Genomic DNA, 15001 nt, shown 5'->3' on the forward strand with positions numbered 1-15001 from the left:
CAGGGCAACATCGCTACCGGCGGGTAGATTCCCCGGACCTTCCGGGCGGATTCCCGGCTTTGCCGGGTCGATTTCCCGGACCTGCCGGGTCGTCCCGGGTCAGCGGCTGAGCGCCGGCTCCGGCAGTTCGGCGAACACGTCCGCCAGGTGCTTCTCGACCGCGGACAGCGCCTCGCCGACCGGGAAATCCCGGCCCAGCTCGCCGGAGAGCGACGCGACGCCCGCGTCCCGGATGCCGCAGGGCACGATCCGGTCGAACCAGGTCATGTCCGGATCGCAGTTCAGCGCGAAGCCGTGCATGGTCACCCCGCGCGAGACCCGCACGCCGATCGCGGCGAGCTTGCGGTCGTCGCCGCGTTGCCCGGCGTTGGAGGGCGCGTACTCCGGCCCGGCCAGGCGGGGGTCGATGCCCAGCGGCAGGCCCATCCGCAGGGTCAGCTTGCCGAGGTCCACCACCTGCGACGGGTCCACCACCGCGTCCGGGATGGCCTCGCCCAGCACCCAGACCCCGCTGCGGCCCTCGACCCGGGTGGTCTCCACACCGAACTCGCCGCAGGCCCGGATCAGGGCCTCCTCCAGCCGGCGCACGTACGCGACGACGTCCATCGGCTCGGGGAGCTTCACGATCGGGTAGCCGACCAGCTGGCCGGGGCCGTGCCAGGTGATCTCGCCGCCCCGGTTGACCTCGACCACCGGCGTGCCGTCCAGCGGCAGGTCGGCCGGGTTGGTGCGCCTGCCCATCGTGTACACGGGCGGGTGCTCCAGCAGCAGCACGGTGTCGGGGATCTCGTCCGCGACCCGCAGCGCGTGCAGCCGCTGCTGCTCTTCCCAGGCCTCCTGGTAGGGGACCGCGCCCTCGCCCATGCCCATCCGCACGAACCGCACGTTCTCGCTCATGCGCGCACCCCGCCGCACTCGGCGGTCACTTCGCGCGACGCGCACCGTCCGACCGTCTGCTCGCTACGCTCGCTCACCGTTGCTGCTCCTTGCCAGGCGTTCGAGACCAACCTCGCCACTGTACGCCCCGGCCGCGATCGGCCGTCCGGGTGCCCGCGGGCAGCCCCGGTCCGGCCGTCCGGTCAGTTGCCGGCGAGCAGCTGGAGCCGCAGCGCCAGCTGCAGCTCCAGGGAGCGTTCGGGGTGGTTCCAGTCCCGGCCGAGCAGCACCTCGACCCGGTCCAGCCGCTGCACCACCGTGTTCACGTGGACGTGCAGCTCGTCCTTGGCCCGGGTCAGGCTGCCGCCGCAGTCGAAGTAGGCGCGAAGCGTGCGGACCAGCTCGGTGCCGCGCCGGGCGTCGTAGTCCAGCAGCGGGCCGAGCGTCGCGCCGACGAAGCCGTCCACGTCGTGGCCGTCCCCGAGCAGCACCCCCAGGAAGCCCAGCGCCCGGGCCGAGGCTCCGTCCCCGGCCCGGCCGAGCACGCGCAGCGCCCGGACGCAGCGCAGGCCCTCGGCGTACGAGGCGGCCAGCGCGAGCGGGCCTGCGGCGGGCCGGCCGGCGCCCACGGTGACCGGGAACCCTGCCAGCCGGGCGAGCCGCTCGGCAGCCTGCTCGGCCGCCTCCTGCGGGGCGCCCGCCGAGCCGTCGTCCGGGAGCAGCAGGACGACTGCCTCGCCGTGCTCCGCGCTGATGCCGCGCGAGCCGAACAGGTACCGCCCGGCGGCGCCCGCCAGCCGGCCGCGGTCGGCGGCCGCTGTGGCGGCACTGAGCGCGGCGCCGGCGGCACCGGCCGGTTCGGCGACCAGCACCAGGTGCGGGCGGCCGAGGTCCACCCCGAGCCGGCGGCCGCGCGCGGTGAGGCCGGCCGGGTCGCGGTCGGGTGTGGTGAGCAGGTCGGCGAGCAGCTCGCCGCGGACGCGGTTCTCGGTCTCGGCGACCGAGCGGCGCAGCAGCAGGAGCAGTGCGGTGACCACACCGGCCCGCTCGAACAGCCGGCGGTCGGCGTCGTCCAGGCCCGGCCGGCCGAGCAGCACCAGGGTGCCCAGCGGCTCCTGGCCGGCGAGCACCGCGCAGACCCAGGCGTCGCCGTGCCGCACCGACCGGCCCTCGGACCGGGACGCCGCGACCGCCTCGGCCAGCCCCTCGGCGGGTGCGGCCCGGCCGGCCAGCGGCTCGCCGCCGGTGTCCAGGACGGCTATCTCGCCGCCCAGCAGCGCGGCCACCGCGGCGGCGACGTCCGGTACCTCGGCGCCGCGCAGCACCAGGTCGGTGAGCCGGTCGTGGCCCTGCTCGGCGCGCTGGACGGCGGCGGAGTGGGCCCGGATCAGCTCGTTGGCGCTGTTCAGCTCGGCGAGCGCGGCCCGGGTGTCGGCCAGCGACTTGGCGGTGTCCAGGGCGATCGCGGCGTGTGCGGCCAGGGTGCAGAGCAGCGCGACCTCGTCGGGGGAGAAGGCGCGCGGCGAGCGGTCGGCGGCGAAGAGCACCCCGATCACCCGGCCGCCGAGCAGCAGCGGCACCCCGATGATCGCGACCAGGCCCTCGTCCAGCACCCCGGCGTCGATGGTGCCGGTGTGGTGGAAGCGTTCGTCGGTCCGGTAGTCGGGGGTCGCGTACGGGCGGGCGGTCTGGGCGACCAGGCCGCCGAGGCCGTCGCCGAGGCTGAGCCGCAGGGTCTGGAAGAGCACGGAGACTGAGCCGTCGGTCACCCGCATGTAGGTGTCGCCGGCGGCCTCGTCCGGGAGGGTCAGGTAGGCGGTGTCGGTGCCGAGCAGCATCCGGGCCCGCCGGACGATCGCCTGGAGCACGGTGTCCAGGTCCCGGGAGGCGGCGAGATCCCCGGCGGTGTCGAAAAGGGCGGTCAGCTCGGCCTCGCGGCGGCGGTGCTGACGCAGCGTCCGGTGCACCCGCAGCGCCTGCCAGGTGGCGTCGTCGATCTCGCTCAGCACGGCGCCCGGAGCCCCCTGACGGCGCGCGTCGGCCAGCACGTCGGCGAAGTCCTCGGTGGCGGCGCCGGAGGCGAGCAGGTCGAGCAGCCGCCGCAGCGCGGGCGCCGAGCTGGTGTGGGGGACGGGGTCGTTCACGGTACGGCCGCCAATCGGCAGTGGGTCACAGGCCTCGGTCCCTGTCGTCGAAGTCCCGCCTTCCCGGCGGCGTCCGGGCGGACGACGCTGCTTCGAGGACAGGCCCCGGGGACGGAAGCGCGATCGTAGCTGCTCAGCCCCGGTGGCCGTAGCGGGCCGGCGCCCATCCGGTCATGAGCGCCGGCCGTGGAACGGGGTGTCAGGCGGTCGCGGGCTTGGCGAGCGCCACGGCCTCGGGAGCGGCCTCCGGCTCGACCTCCGTGAGGTCGCTGCCGCGGGTCTCCCGGCCGCAGAGCACCGCGAGGACGGTGACCGCGGCGGCGATCGCCACGTACACCGCGATCGGGGTGGAACTGCCGTAGTCCTTCAGCAGCGCGGTCGCGATCAGCGGCGCGGGCGCGCCGGCCGCCACCGAGGCGAACTGGGCGCCGATCGACGCACCCGAGTACCGCATCCGGGTCGCGAACATCTCGGAGAAGAAGGCCGCCTGCGGTGCGTACATGGCGCTGTGGAAGACCAGCCCGACGGTCACCGCCAGCACCAGCGAGCCGAACGATTTCGTGTCCACCAGCCCGAAGAAGACGAACGCCCAGATCCCGACGCCCACCGCGCCGACCAGGTACACCGGCTTGCGGCCGACCCGGTCGGAGAGCGCCCCGAAGAGCGGGATCAGCGCGAACTGGACCGCCGAGGCGATCAGCACCGCGTTCAGCGCGGTCTGCTTGGGCAGGTGCACCCGGGTCACGGCGTAGGCCAGGACGAACGTGGTCATCACGTAGTAGGAGATGTTCTCCGCCATCCGGGCGCCCATCGCCACCAGCACCTCCCGCCAGTGGTGCCGCATCACGGCGACCAGCGGCGGCTGCTCGGCCTGCCGCTGCGAGGCCTTGCGCGCCTCGGAGCGGGCCAGCGCCTCCTTGAACAGCGGGGACTCGTCCACCGCCAGCCGGATCCACATCCCCACCGCGACCAGCAGCGCCGACAGCAGGAACGGCACCCGCCAGCCCCACGAGAGGAAGGTGGCGTCGGACTGCACGGTGGTCAGCAGCGAGAGCACGCCCGCCGCCAGCAGGTTCCCGGCCGGTGCGCCGCCCTGCGGCCAGGACGCCCAGAACCCGCGCCGCCGGGCGTCGCCGTGCTCGGACACCAGCAGCACCGCGCCGCCCCACTCGCCGCCGAGCGCGAAGCCCTGCACCAGCCGCAGCAGGGTGAGCAGCACCGGTGCCGCCACGCCGACCTGGTGGTACGTCGGCAGCAGCCCGATCAGTGTGGTGGACCCGCCCATCAGCAGCAGGCTCACCACCAGCAGCTTCTTCCGGCCGATCCGGTCGCCGAAGTGCCCGAAGACCAGCGCGCCGAGCGGCCGGGCGGCGAACCCGATCGCGTAGGTGAGGAAGGAGAGCAGGGTCCCGGTCAGCGGATCGCTCGCCGGGAAGAACACCTTGCCGAAGACCAGCGCCGCGGCGGTGCCGTACAGGAAGTAGTCGTACCACTCGATGGTGGTGCCGATCAGGCTGGCACCGACCACCTTCCAGAGCGGTGAGCCCGGTCTCGCGACGGTGGGAGAACTGGCCATGGGATCAAGCCTCTCGGAGGGGGACGGGCGGGGTGCGGCGGGGAGCATCAGTGCGCGGTCCAGCCGCCGTCGACGGGGAGGCTGGCACCGGTGATGTAGGAGGCGTGCGGGGAGCAGAGCCAGAGGGCGAGCTGGGCCACCTCGTCGGGTTCGATGAGCCGCTTCACGGCGGTGCGGTCGAGCATGATCTGCTCCACCACCTCGTCCTCGCGGATGCCGTGCGCCAGCGCCTGGCCGGCGATCTGGCGCTCCACCAGCGGGGTGCGGACGTAGCCGGGGTTGATGCAGTTGCTGGTGACGCCGTACGGCGCGCCCTCCAGGGCGACCGTCTTGCTCAGCCCCTCCAGCGCGTGCTTGGCGGTCACGTAGGCCGACTTGAAGGCGCTGGCGCGCAGGCCGTGGACGGAGGAGATGTTGACCACCCGTCCCCAGTCCCGCTCGTACATGTGCGGCAGGGTGCGGCGCAGGATGCGGAACGGGGCCTCGACCATCACCCGCTGGATCAGGGTGAAGCGTTCCAGCGGGAACTCGTGCAGGGGCGCCACGTGCTGGAGGCCGGCGTTGTTGACCACGATGTCGGCGTCGTCCGGCAGGCCCTCGACCGCCTCCGGGTCGGAGAGGTCCGCGACGTGGGCGACGCCGCCGATCCGCTCGGCGAGCTCCCGGGCCGCGGCGGCTGAGAGGTCGACGACGTAGACCCGGGCGCCGGCCTCGGCGAAGGCCTCCGCGCAGGCCCGGCCGATGCCCGAGGCGGCCCCGGTGACCAGGGCCGTACGGCCGTCGAGCGGGCGGGCTGAAGTGGTGTCCATGGCCGAGAACGGTAGGAATCCTGCGGCCCGGCTCCTATGTGGTGGGGGCCTACAGCACTGCGGTGAACCATGGAGGTCATCACTACGACCATCGATCGGCGGTTCGGCCACCTGCAGCCAAACCCATCCTGTCCGGGCTTCCCCACAATGGGCGCCGATGCTTCACCCGTTCGGAGGATTGCTCGGCCAGAACCACCCATAGCGCCCGAATGCTCGCTACATTCGCGCCGATTCCCGACAGGGGGCGCCGCCACAGGCAGCCGAAGTGCTGGTGGAGCCGGTGCGGCGTCCGAGAGGTGTTGACTGACTATGCCCCAACGGCCTGCAACCGACAGCCCGGCGTACGGACCGCTCGACCCGCTCGACCAGCACCGAGGTCCGGTCGGCCGGGCCCTTCCGGACGCCCCCGACGCCCCGACCGCCGACGAGTTGCGAGTGCCCGCGCAGATCACTTCCGTCACGCCCGAACGGCACCAGGGCGCTGCCGCCGCCCCGGACGACTCTGCCGCGCCCGCACCCGCACCGCCCCCGCCCACGGCCGGCCACTCCGGCCCGGGTCCGCAGAACGGCCAGCTGGCCGCCCTGATCGAGGAGGCCGGGTTCTCGCACGCCGGCCTGGCCCGCCGGGTCGACCAGCTCGGCCTGGAGCACGGCCTCGACCTGCGGTACGACAAGACCTCCGTCACCCGCTGGCTCCGCGGCCAGCAGCCGCGCGGCGCCACCCCGGCCCTGATCGCCGAGGTCTTCACCCGCCGGCTCGGCCGCCGCCTCACCGCCCAGGACCTCGGCCTGGACGCCTGCGCCCCCGTCTACGCGGGCCTGGAGTTCGCCGAGACGCCGCAGGAGGCGGTGGACATCGTGGCGAGCATGTGGCGCAAGGACAACGGCCCGCAGTCGGAGCTTCGCCGGATCGCCTTCACCCCGGCCGGACTGGTCGTCCCCAGCCGGGACTGGCTGATCGGCCGGACGGACGAGCGCGTCGCCCGGGACGGCTCCACCCTGCCCCGCCCGGACGCCCCCGGCGCACCGTCCGCCGCCGCGCCCGGTGCGCCCGCCGCACCCCCGGTGCGCGGCCCGGCCCCGGCCCCTGGTGCGCCCTCCTCCCGGGCCTCCGTCCCGCCCTCGGCCGCCGGGCAGGCGGCGTCGACCGCGCTCGGCCGGGTGCCGAGCCAGAGCCGGCGCCCGCCCGTCGCCGTCGAGCCGCCGTACACCGACCCGGCCCGTGAGCAGCGCCCGGCGCTGCGGGTCGGCCGGGGCGACATCGCCGCCATCCGCGCCGTCGGGGACCTCTTCCGCGCGCTGGACCACGCCTACGGGGGCGGCCACGCCCGCCAGGCGCTGGTCCGCTACCTGGAGAGCGAGGCCGAGCCGATGCTGCGCGGCCGGTACGGCGAGCAGATCGGCCGGGCGCTGTTCGGCGCGGTGGCCGACCTGACCAGGCTGGCAGGCTGGACGTCCTTCGACATCGCCGCGCACGGCCTGGCCCAGCGCTACTTCGTCCAGGCGCTGCGGCTCTCCCAGGCCGCGGGGGACCGCGCGCTCGGAGGCTACGTCCTGGTGACGATGAGCCAGCAGGCGGTGCACCTCGGCCACGGCCGGGAGGCCGTCCAGCTGGCCCGGGTCGCCCAGCAGGGCGTCGGCACCGCCGTACCGCCCACCGTGCAGGCGCTGTTGCACGCCGCCGAGGCGCGCGGGCACGGCCTGCTCGGCGACGTCCGGGCCTGCACCACCGCGCTGGTCCGCTCCGAGCGGTCGCTGGCAGCGGCCCGGGCCGGCGACGAACTGCCCTCCTGGGCACGGTACTTCGACGAGGCCCAGCTCTCCGACGAGTTCGCCCACTGTTACCGGGACCTCCAGCAGTGGCGGACGTCCGCCCAGCACGCCGAGAAGTCGCTGCGGCTGCGCTCGCCCGCCTACGCCCGGAGCAGGATCTTCTGCCGGATGGTGCTGGCCACCGCCCGGCTCGGCATGGGCGACCTCGACGAGGCGTGCACCATGGCCACCGACGCCCTGCGCGCGGCCGGCGAGATGCGCTCGGCCCGCTCGCTGGAGTACGTCCGGGACTTCCACCGCCGGCTCACCCCGTACCGCGGCAGCCCGGTGGCCCGTGCCTTCGAGGAGACGGCCCGCCAGGCGGGGGTGATCTGACCTTCGACCACCCGCTCCCGGCGCTCACCCGCGGCCGGTCGCCCTCGGCGGCCGCCGCGCGGTCCCTGCGCCGGGAGCGGGAGGACCAGCGCCGGCACAGCGGTAAGAGCAGCGCCGGGAGCGGGGCGGGCAGCACCGGGAGCATGCCCGCGCCGACCAGCGCCGTCGCGGTGGACGAGGGCAGGTGCCCGGCGTCCGCCGCGACGGGGCCGGCCCCGACGGTCCTCGTGACCCGCCCCCGGCCGGGTCCGCGTCAGGCCGCCGCCTCCGCCTCGCGGGCGCCGGTCGGCAGTCCCAGGTCGCGCACCACGGCCTGCGCCGCCCGCCGGCCCGAGACCAGCGCACCCTGGGCGGTGCTGGTGTCCCGGTGGTCCCCGCAGACGTACAGCCCGGCCAGCAGCCGCACCGGGCGCCGGTGGTGGTGCGGCGGCGGCATGGCCGGTACCGCGTCGGGGACGTGGCGCACGCTCAGGAACTGCCACCCCTTGGTGGGCGCGCCGTACAGCTCCGCCAGCCGCGCGCGCACCGCCGGTTCCAGCGCGGCCGGGCCGCCGGCGTCGAACGAGCGCCGTCCGAGCACCGTGGTGGCGACCAGCGCCTGCCCGGCCGGGGCGTACGAGGGGTGCAGCTCGCTCAGCACCACCGAGTGCGAGACCAGCGGCGGCCGCCCGCCCGGACGGTCGCCGTCCAGCAGCAGGACGGCCTCGCCGATCGGCGCCCGGTCGGCCGCGTGGTAGAAGGTCGTGACGGGGTGGAAGTCCGGCAGCCGCAGGCCCGGCAGCAGCCCGGCGGCGGACCGCGCGCCGGTCGCCACCACCACGGCCTGCGCGCCGATCCGCCCGTGCCCGGCGGTCTCCACGCCGTCGGCCGCGATCGAGGTGACCTGCACCCCGGTGCGCACCGTCCCGGCGGGCAGCGCGGCGGCCAGCTGGGCCGGCACCGCCGCTATGCCGCCGGCGGGCAGACAGAGCCGGCCGCGTGCGTAGCTGCGCAGCACCAGGTCGGCGATCCGGCTGGACGTGCCCAGGGCCGGGTCGCTGAGCAGGGCGGCGAGCAGCGGCCGCAGGAAGCCGTCGACGGTGCGCGGGGCGAGGCCGCGTTCGGTGAGCGCACGGGCGGCTGTGGTCTCCGGCCGGGCCTGGAGCCGGCCGGCCGGGGTGGCGGCCAGCCGGCTGAGCCAGCTGCCCAGCCGGGCCTTGTCCAGCGGATTGCCCAGCGGGGCCCGGGTGGCGGCCTGCCGGGCGGTGGTCAGCTGCGGGTCCCCGGCGCGGTAGCGGCGGCCGCCGCCGTGCACGAGTACGCCGGGCGCGAGCGGGCGCAGTTCGAGGCGGTCCAGGTCGAGGACGCGGCGCAGCTCCGGGTAGGCGGTGTTGAGCAGTTGGCTGCCGTGGTCTAGCCGGAAACCGTCCAGTTCGCGGGTGGCCATCCGGCCGCCGACGCGGTCCGTGGTCTCCAGGACGTGGACGGTCAGTCCGTGGCCGGTCAGTACGCGGGCGGCGGCCAGGCCCGCGAGTCCGGCGCCCACCACGACGACGTCCGGGTCGGACTGTCGGCGGGCGCGGCGAGTGAAGTCGTACGTGGGCACTGGCGTGCTCCCTCCCTGGTCCCGGAGCTTCGGCCGACGCAGGCAGCGGGGTGCCGGGACACGGTCCGACGATGTGATGCCCAGTCAGTGTGAGCGTCAGACAAGCGCATCGGGCCGTATCCGGCGCCGGGAAGGGTTCGGCCGCACGGGATGGGGGTGCCGTCACGGACTGTGGCCCAAGGGGCCGGGTTCGGGGGTCTGCGGGCGCGCACGGTCACCAGGGGCGTGCGGCGCGCCCACTTCGTGCTCCCGTGCGCCCCCAGCCGGAGCCCCGACCGCCCCCCGTTCGGCATATGCCCCTGGCCGGCGTCGCCGCCGGAGCGGGCGTACGCGGGCCTGCGGCACCCGCGCGGACGGCGACCCGCCCCGGAAGCGGCTCGCAGGCACGACGCGGCCCGCCCCGGAAGCGGCTCGCCGCCACTACGCGACGCGCCCCCTCGGCGCCACGCGACGCGCCCCGCCGCAGGAGCGCTACAGCGCCGCCCGCACCGCCGAGTCCACGTCCGGGTGCTCGAAGCGGAAGCCCGCCTCCAGCAGCCGCTTCGGCACCACCCGGTGGCTGCCCACCACCTCGATCGCCAGCTCGCCCAGCACCGCCTTCAGCACCGGCGTCGGCACCGGGAACGCCGTCGGCCGCTTCAGCGCCCGCCCCAGCGCCGCCGTCAGCTCGCCGTTGGTCACCGGCTCCGGTGCGCTGAGGTTGAACGCGCCGCTCAGGTCGTCCCGGTCGATCAGGAACCGCAGCGCCGCGACCTCGTCCGCCAGCGAGATGAAGCTCCAGTACTGCCGGCCGTCGCCGAGCCGCCCGCCGAGGCCCAGCTTGAAGAGCGGGAAGAGCCGCCCGCCGGCCCCGCCCTTGGCGGAGAGCACCATCCCGGTGCGCGGGTGGACCACCCGGATCCCGGCGCGCTCGGCCGGCCGGGCCGCGGCCTCCCACTCGACGCAGACCTCGGCCAGGAAGTCGTCCCCGGCGGGGGAGTCCTCGTCGATCACCGCATCCCCGGTCTGCCCGTACCGGCCGACCGCCGAGGCGCTGACGAAGACCCGCGGAGGCTCCTTCAGCTCGGCCAGCGCGACGGCCAGCGTCTCGGTGCCGAGCACCCGGCTCTCCCGGATATCCCGCTTGTAGGCGTCCGTCCACCGGCGGTCGCCGACCCCGGACCCCGCCAGGTGGACCACCGCCTCGACCCCGGCGAGCCCGTCCCGGTCGACCTGCCCGAGCAGCGGGTTCCAGCCGATCGCCGTCGTCCCGTCCGGTTGCGGGCCGGTCCGGGAGCGGTGCCGGACCAGCCGGACCACCTCGTGGCCGTCCGCCAGCAGGGAGCGGACGAGTGCCGAGCCGATCAATCCCGTGGAGCCTGTGACCGCGATTCGCATGGGGTCATCCTCGCAGTTTCCGGGGGCCGGAACTCCGTGTACAGGCCGGGGGTCGCTGATTAGCATGACGCGCATGCACGACGAAGATCTGATCATCCGCCCCGCTCGGTCCGAGGACGAGAAGGAGCTGTCGGAGCTCAACCGCGCAGCCTGGTCCTGGCTGAGTGACGTCGCCCCGCAGCCGCCCGAGGGGGACGCGGTGTTCGACGAGCGCCACACCCCGGACCAGTTCCTGCTGGCGCTGCTCGGCGGCCGGGTCGTCGGCTACGTCCGGGTGGTCCCGCCCACCCCGCTGGCCAGCAACCGGCACGTGCGCCAGATCCAGGGGCTGGCGGTCGACTCCTCGGCCCGCGGCCGGGGCCTCGGCCGGGCGCTGGTCGAGGCCGCCTGCACGGCCGCCCGGGAGCAGGGTGCCCGCCGGATCACCCTGCGCGTGCTCGGGCACAACGCCCCGGCCCGGCGCCTCTACGAGGCCTGCGGCTTCGTCGTCGAGGGCTCGCTCACCGAGGAGTTCCTGATCGACGGCCGGTACGTGGACGACATCTGGATGGCCCGCCCGCTCGTGGCCTGAACCGCCCGGGCCCGCCCGCTCGTGGCCTGAACCGCCCGCCCGGGCCCGCCCGGGGCCGCCCGCACCCTCGGCACCCTCCGTCCCGCCGGTGCCGGACCCCCTGACGACCCGTCGGATTTCGTGTCCGGCCGGTAGCAGAGTCGTGACACACCCAACCTGTCTGGAGTAGCGCCACGCCGGGTACCGTACGGCCGTGAGCAACTCGACGCCTCCCGGGTGGTACCCGGTACCGGGTGCGGACGGCACAGCCGGTCATGAGCGCTGGTGGGACGGCACCGCCTGGACCAGCGACGTCCGCCCCGTCCAGGCGGGCGGCGGCGGGCTCGCCGACGCCCCGACACAGGTCTCCTGGCAGACCCCCCAGCAGGCGGCCCCCGCCCAGCCGCCCGCGTACGGCTACGGCGCCCCGCAGCAGGGCGCGCCCGGGTACGGCTACCCGGCACAGAACCAGCCCGCCTACGGCTACCCGCAGGGCGGCTACCCGCCGCCCCCGAAGCCCGGGCGGACCAAACCCGGCGTGGTGATCGGCATCGTGGCCGGAGTGCTGGTCGTGGTCGGCGTGGTGGTCGCGATCGCGCTCAACAGCGGTGGCGACACTCCGCGGGCGGACCCGACGCCGGTGCCGACGGTCACCGTCACGGACAGCCCGACCGCCAGCCCGACCAAGCGCACGCCCACCCCGACGCCGACGCCCACGCCGAGCCTGCCGCCGGTGCCGGTGATCAAGGACACCGCCGCCGACACCCAGCACTCCATCACCGTGCCGATATTCCAGGGCTGGGACGCGCAGACCGACACCACGCACTCGACGGTCTTCCTGGGCAGCGGCCGCTACACCTGTCCGACCGGCGGCTCCTGCATCCGCGGTCAGTTCTCGGTCGAGAAGGACACCATCTCCGGCACGTCCGCCCGGGCCGCCGCCGAGGCGGCGATGCCCACCTACGCGGGGGCGATCTTCACCGGGATCACCTCGCACACCGACGCCGGCTCCTCCAACACCACGGTGGCGGGCGTCTCCGGGTACGCGGTGCGCTGGCACATCACCACCTCGGACGGCACCAAGGGCTACGTGCTGATGGTGGCCGTCCCGGCCAAGGGCGGCGGCTACGTGGCCTTCGAGGGCGGCGTGGACGACGCGGCGGGCGCGCCCGACCCCGGCGTCCTCGACCAGATCCTCAAGGGCATCAAGCAGGACGGCACCGCCTCCGGCTCGGGTGCCTGAGACGGAGGCGCCGCCACGGCCCGGGCCGCGCAGCGTTGTCGGCTGCGGTGCCCGCGGCCCTGCCCGTGGCCCGATGCCGGCGGCTCAGTCCGGTGCCCGCGGCCCTGCCCGTGGCCCGGCGCCGGCGGCTCAGTCCGGTGCCCGCGGCCCTGCCCGTGGCCCGGCGCCGGCGGCTCAGTCCCCGTAACGCTCCCAGAGCTTGGGGAACCGTTTCGCCATCGCGTCCGGGTCGTCGAAGTCCAGGGAGGCACCCGACGGCCGCGCGGGCTGCCGCTCGCCCACCTCGGGCAGCGGCAGCCCGGTCAGCTGCTCGTACGCCTCGTCGGCGGCGTAGCCGAGGTCCTCGGCCTCGCCGTCCTCCTCCTCGTCGAAGTCCGGGAGCAGGTCGGCCAGGTCGTCCGGCTCGTGGAGCCCGCCCTCGAACACGTCCCGGCCCTGGCCGATCAGCCAGCAGCGGAAGTAGTCGAAGCTGTCCTCCGAGGCGCCGTCCAGCAGCAGGTACGCCGCGGCCCAGAGGTCGGTGCGGTAGGCGCGCTGGAACCGCGCCTCGAAGAGCCGGGCGAAGTCGATGACGTCGTCCGGGGTCAGTTGGACGAGCCGTTCCACCAGCCGTTCCGCCTGCTCGTCCGGGTCGCCCTCGGCGGCCTCCCGGGTGTCGTCGATGATCTGCCAGAAGTCGGTCTCGTCCATCACCGCTCCAGCATCCCCGTTCGCCCGCGCCCGCGCATGTGATGGGCCCGCGAAACGCCCGTTCTTCCGATGCCCGGCCCCTTTCGTCCGATGCCCGGCCTCCTCCGTCCGCTCCGGGAACGCGGAACCCCGCGCCGTCCGGGGACGACGCGGGGTTCCGGAGTTCCGCCGGAGTGCGACGGAGGAGCCTTACAGGCCGAGCTCGACCTCGAACTCGCCGGCCTCCAGGATCTCCTTGACGGCCACCAGGTAGCGGGCGGCGTCGGCGCCGTCCACCAGGCGGTGGTCGTAGGAGAGCGACAGGTAGGTCATGTCGCGGATGCCGATGGCGGTGCCGCCCTCGGCCTCGATGACGACCGGGCGCTTGACGGTCGCGCCGATGCCCAGGATGGCGACCTGGTTCGGCGGCACGATGACGGTGTCGAACAGCGCACCGCGCGAGCCGGTGTTGCTGATGGTGAAGGTGGCGCCGGACAGCTCGTCCGGGGTGATCTTGTTGCCGCGCACCTTGCTGGCCAGCTCCGCGGTCTTCTTGGAGATGCCGGCGATGTTGAGGTCGCCCGCACCCTTGATGACCGGGGTCATCAGACCCTTCTCGGAGTCCACCGCGATACCGATGTTCTCGGTGTCGAAGTAGGTGATGGTGCCCTCGGCCTCGTTGATCCGGGCGTTGACGACCGGGTTGGTCTTCAGCGCCTGGGCGGCGGCCTTGACGAAGAACGGCATCGGGGACAGCTTCACGCCCTCGCGGGCGAGGAAGGCGTCCTTGGCCTTGCCGCGCAGCGACATGATCTTGGTGACGTCCACCTCGACCACGCTGGTCAGCTGGGCCTGCTCGTGCAGGGCCTTCAGCATGTTGTCGCCGATGACCTTGCGCATGCGGGTCATCTTGACCGTCTCGCCGCGCAGCGGGGACGCAGCGGCGGCGGCCTTCGGCGCGGCGGCCGGGGCGGCGACGGGGGCCGGAGCGGCCTTGGCGGCCTCGGCGGCGGCGATGACGTCCTGCTTGCGGATCCGGCCGCCGACACCGGTGCCGGTGACGGAGGCCAGGGCGACGCCCTGCTCGGCGGCGAGCTTGCGCACCAGCGGGGTGACGTAGGCGTCACCGCTGTCGGCCACCGGGGCGGCCGGCGCGACCGGAGCCGGGGCGGCGACGGGGGCGGGGGCGGCCGGGGCGACCGGAGCCGGAGCGGCAACCGGGGCGGCCGGGGCAACCGGAGCCGGAGCCGGAGCGGCGACCGGGGCAGCCGGGGCAACGGGGGCCGGAGCCGGGGCGGCCGGAGCCGGGGCCGGGGCCGGGGCCGGGGCAGCAACCGGAGCCGGAGCGGCAGCCGGGGCCGGGGCGGCGGCGACGGCACCGGCGGCGCCGATCAGCGCGAGCTGGGCGCCGACCTCGGCGCTCTCGTCCTCGCCGACCAGGATCTTCACCAGGGTGCCGGCGACCGGCGACGGGATCTCGGTGTCGACCTTGTCGGTGGAGACCTCGAGCAGCGGCTCGTCGACCTCGACGGTGTCACCCTCGGCCTTCAGCCAGCGGGTGACGGTGCCCTCGGTGACGGACTCGCCCAGCGCGGGCAGCAGCACCGGGGTGGCGTCGCCGGCCGGAGCGGCCGGGGTGGCGGGCGCGGCCGGGGCCTCGGCGACCGGGGCGGGGGCGGCGGGCGCCTCAACGACCGGGGCCGGAGCGGCGACCGGAGCCGGGGCGGCCTCGGCGGCGGGGGCCGGAGCGGCGACCGGGGCGCCGGAGCCGTCGTCGATGACCGCCAGCTCGGCGCCCACCTCGACGGTCTCGTCCTCGCCGACCTTGATCGAGGCCAGGATGCCCGAGGCCGGGGCCGGGATCTCGGTGTCGACCTTGTCGGTCGAGACCTCGAGCAGCGGCTCGTCGACCTCCACGCGCTCACCCTCGGCCTTCAGCCAACGGGTGACGGTGCCCTCGGAAACGCTCTCGCCCAGCGCGGGCAGTGTTACTGAGACCGCCATGGTTTCAGCGACTCCTATCA

The 15001-nt window shown here is 75.1% G+C and carries 11 protein-coding genes; 3 read left to right on the plus strand and 8 right to left on the minus strand.

Going from position 1 to position 15001, the window contains the following annotated elements; genetic code table 11:
- Nucleotides 1–99 precede the first annotated feature (99 nt).
- The 4 genes from lipB to ACZ3YO_RS00950 form a co-directional block, all read right to left on the minus strand.
- Nucleotides 100–897: a lipoyl(octanoyl) transferase LipB gene (lipB, locus tag ACZ3YO_RS00935; protein ID WP_465545551.1), complete on the minus strand. Its 798-nt coding sequence runs from the start codon at nt 895–897 to the stop codon at nt 100–102.
- A gap of 182 nt (nt 898–1079) precedes the next feature.
- Nucleotides 1080–3020 (minus strand): helix-turn-helix domain-containing protein, encoded by a 1941-nt coding sequence (locus ACZ3YO_RS00940; RefSeq protein WP_465563144.1) that lies wholly within the window; start codon nt 3018–3020, stop codon nt 1080–1082.
- Nucleotides 3021–3219: 199 nt separating this feature from the next.
- A complete protein-coding gene (locus tag ACZ3YO_RS00945; protein ID WP_465563147.1) occupies nt 3220–4596 on the minus strand; it encodes an MFS transporter in 1377 nt (458 codons plus the stop codon).
- Nucleotides 4597–4643: 47 nt separating this feature from the next.
- Nucleotides 4644–5405, minus strand: coding sequence for a 3-hydroxybutyrate dehydrogenase (locus tag ACZ3YO_RS00950; protein WP_465563148.1), 762 nt, complete (start codon nt 5403–5405; stop codon nt 4644–4646).
- Between the two features lie 309 nt (nt 5406–5714).
- Between ACZ3YO_RS00950 and ACZ3YO_RS00955 the strand changes: the two genes are divergently transcribed.
- Nucleotides 5715–7553: a regulator gene (locus ACZ3YO_RS00955; protein WP_465563151.1), complete on the plus strand. Its 1839-nt coding sequence runs from the start codon at nt 5715–5717 to the stop codon at nt 7551–7553.
- 253 nt (nt 7554–7806) lie between these two features.
- Here ACZ3YO_RS00955 and ACZ3YO_RS00960 read toward each other — a convergent pair whose 3' ends face one another.
- Nucleotides 7807–9138, minus strand: coding sequence for an NAD(P)/FAD-dependent oxidoreductase (locus ACZ3YO_RS00960; protein WP_465563153.1), 1332 nt, complete (start codon nt 9136–9138; stop codon nt 7807–7809).
- Nucleotides 9139–9609: 471 nt separating this feature from the next.
- On the minus strand, nt 9610–10515 hold the full coding sequence (locus tag ACZ3YO_RS00965) for a TIGR01777 family oxidoreductase (protein ID WP_465563155.1): 906 nt from the start codon (nt 10513–10515) through the stop codon (nt 9610–9612).
- A 73-nt stretch (nt 10516–10588) separates the two neighbouring features.
- Here ACZ3YO_RS00965 and ACZ3YO_RS00970 point away from each other — a divergent pair, with 73 nt between their 5' ends.
- Both ACZ3YO_RS00970 and ACZ3YO_RS00975 read left to right on the plus strand, forming a co-directional pair.
- Nucleotides 10589–11086 (plus strand): GNAT family N-acetyltransferase, encoded by a 498-nt coding sequence (locus ACZ3YO_RS00970; RefSeq protein ID WP_465563158.1) that lies wholly within the window; start codon nt 10589–10591, stop codon nt 11084–11086.
- A gap of 193 nt (nt 11087–11279) precedes the next feature.
- Nucleotides 11280–12308, plus strand: a complete 1029-nt coding sequence (locus tag ACZ3YO_RS00975; protein WP_465563161.1) for a DUF2510 domain-containing protein — start codon at nt 11280–11282, stop codon at nt 12306–12308.
- 174 nt (nt 12309–12482) lie between these two features.
- On the opposite strand, the gene ACZ3YO_RS00980 is transcribed toward ACZ3YO_RS00975, so the two are convergent.
- Together ACZ3YO_RS00980 and sucB are read right to left on the minus strand one after the other, a co-directional pair.
- Entirely contained in the window at nt 12483–12998 is a 516-nt protein-coding gene (locus ACZ3YO_RS00980) for a DUF4240 domain-containing protein (protein WP_396319453.1), read from the minus strand.
- A gap of 189 nt (nt 12999–13187) precedes the next feature.
- On the minus strand, nt 13188–14981 hold the full coding sequence (gene sucB, locus ACZ3YO_RS00985) for a 2-oxoglutarate dehydrogenase, E2 component, dihydrolipoamide succinyltransferase (RefSeq protein WP_465563164.1): 1794 nt from the start codon (nt 14979–14981) through the stop codon (nt 13188–13190).
- Nucleotides 14982–15001 lie beyond the last annotated feature (20 nt).

Source organism: Kitasatospora sp. NPDC022785, assembly GCF_055561295.1.

Excerpts from the sequence above, each read along its gene's own strand:
- ACZ3YO_RS00950 (WP_465563148.1), bottom strand. The coding sequence starts at position 5,405 with ATGGACACCACTTCAGCCCGCCCGCTCGACGGCCGTACGGCCCTGGTC.
- ACZ3YO_RS00945 (WP_465563147.1), bottom strand. The coding sequence starts at position 4,596 with ATGGCCAGTTCTCCCACCGTCGCGAGACCGGGCTCACCGCTCTGGAAG.
- ACZ3YO_RS00970 (WP_465563158.1), top strand. The coding sequence starts at position 10,589 with ATGCACGACGAAGATCTGATCATCCGCCCCGCTCGGTCCGAGGACGAG.
- sucB (WP_465563164.1), bottom strand. The coding sequence starts at position 14,981 with ATGGCGGTCTCAGTAACACTGCCCGCGCTGGGCGAGAGCGTTTCCGAG.
- ACZ3YO_RS00955 (WP_465563151.1), top strand. The coding sequence starts at position 5,715 with ATGCCCCAACGGCCTGCAACCGACAGCCCGGCGTACGGACCGCTCGAC.
- lipB (WP_465545551.1), bottom strand. The coding sequence starts at position 897 with ATGAGCGAGAACGTGCGGTTCGTGCGGATGGGCATGGGCGAGGGCGCG.
- ACZ3YO_RS00965 (WP_465563155.1), bottom strand. The coding sequence starts at position 10,515 with ATGCGAATCGCGGTCACAGGCTCCACGGGATTGATCGGCTCGGCACTC.
- ACZ3YO_RS00980 (WP_396319453.1), bottom strand. The coding sequence starts at position 12,998 with ATGGACGAGACCGACTTCTGGCAGATCATCGACGACACCCGGGAGGCC.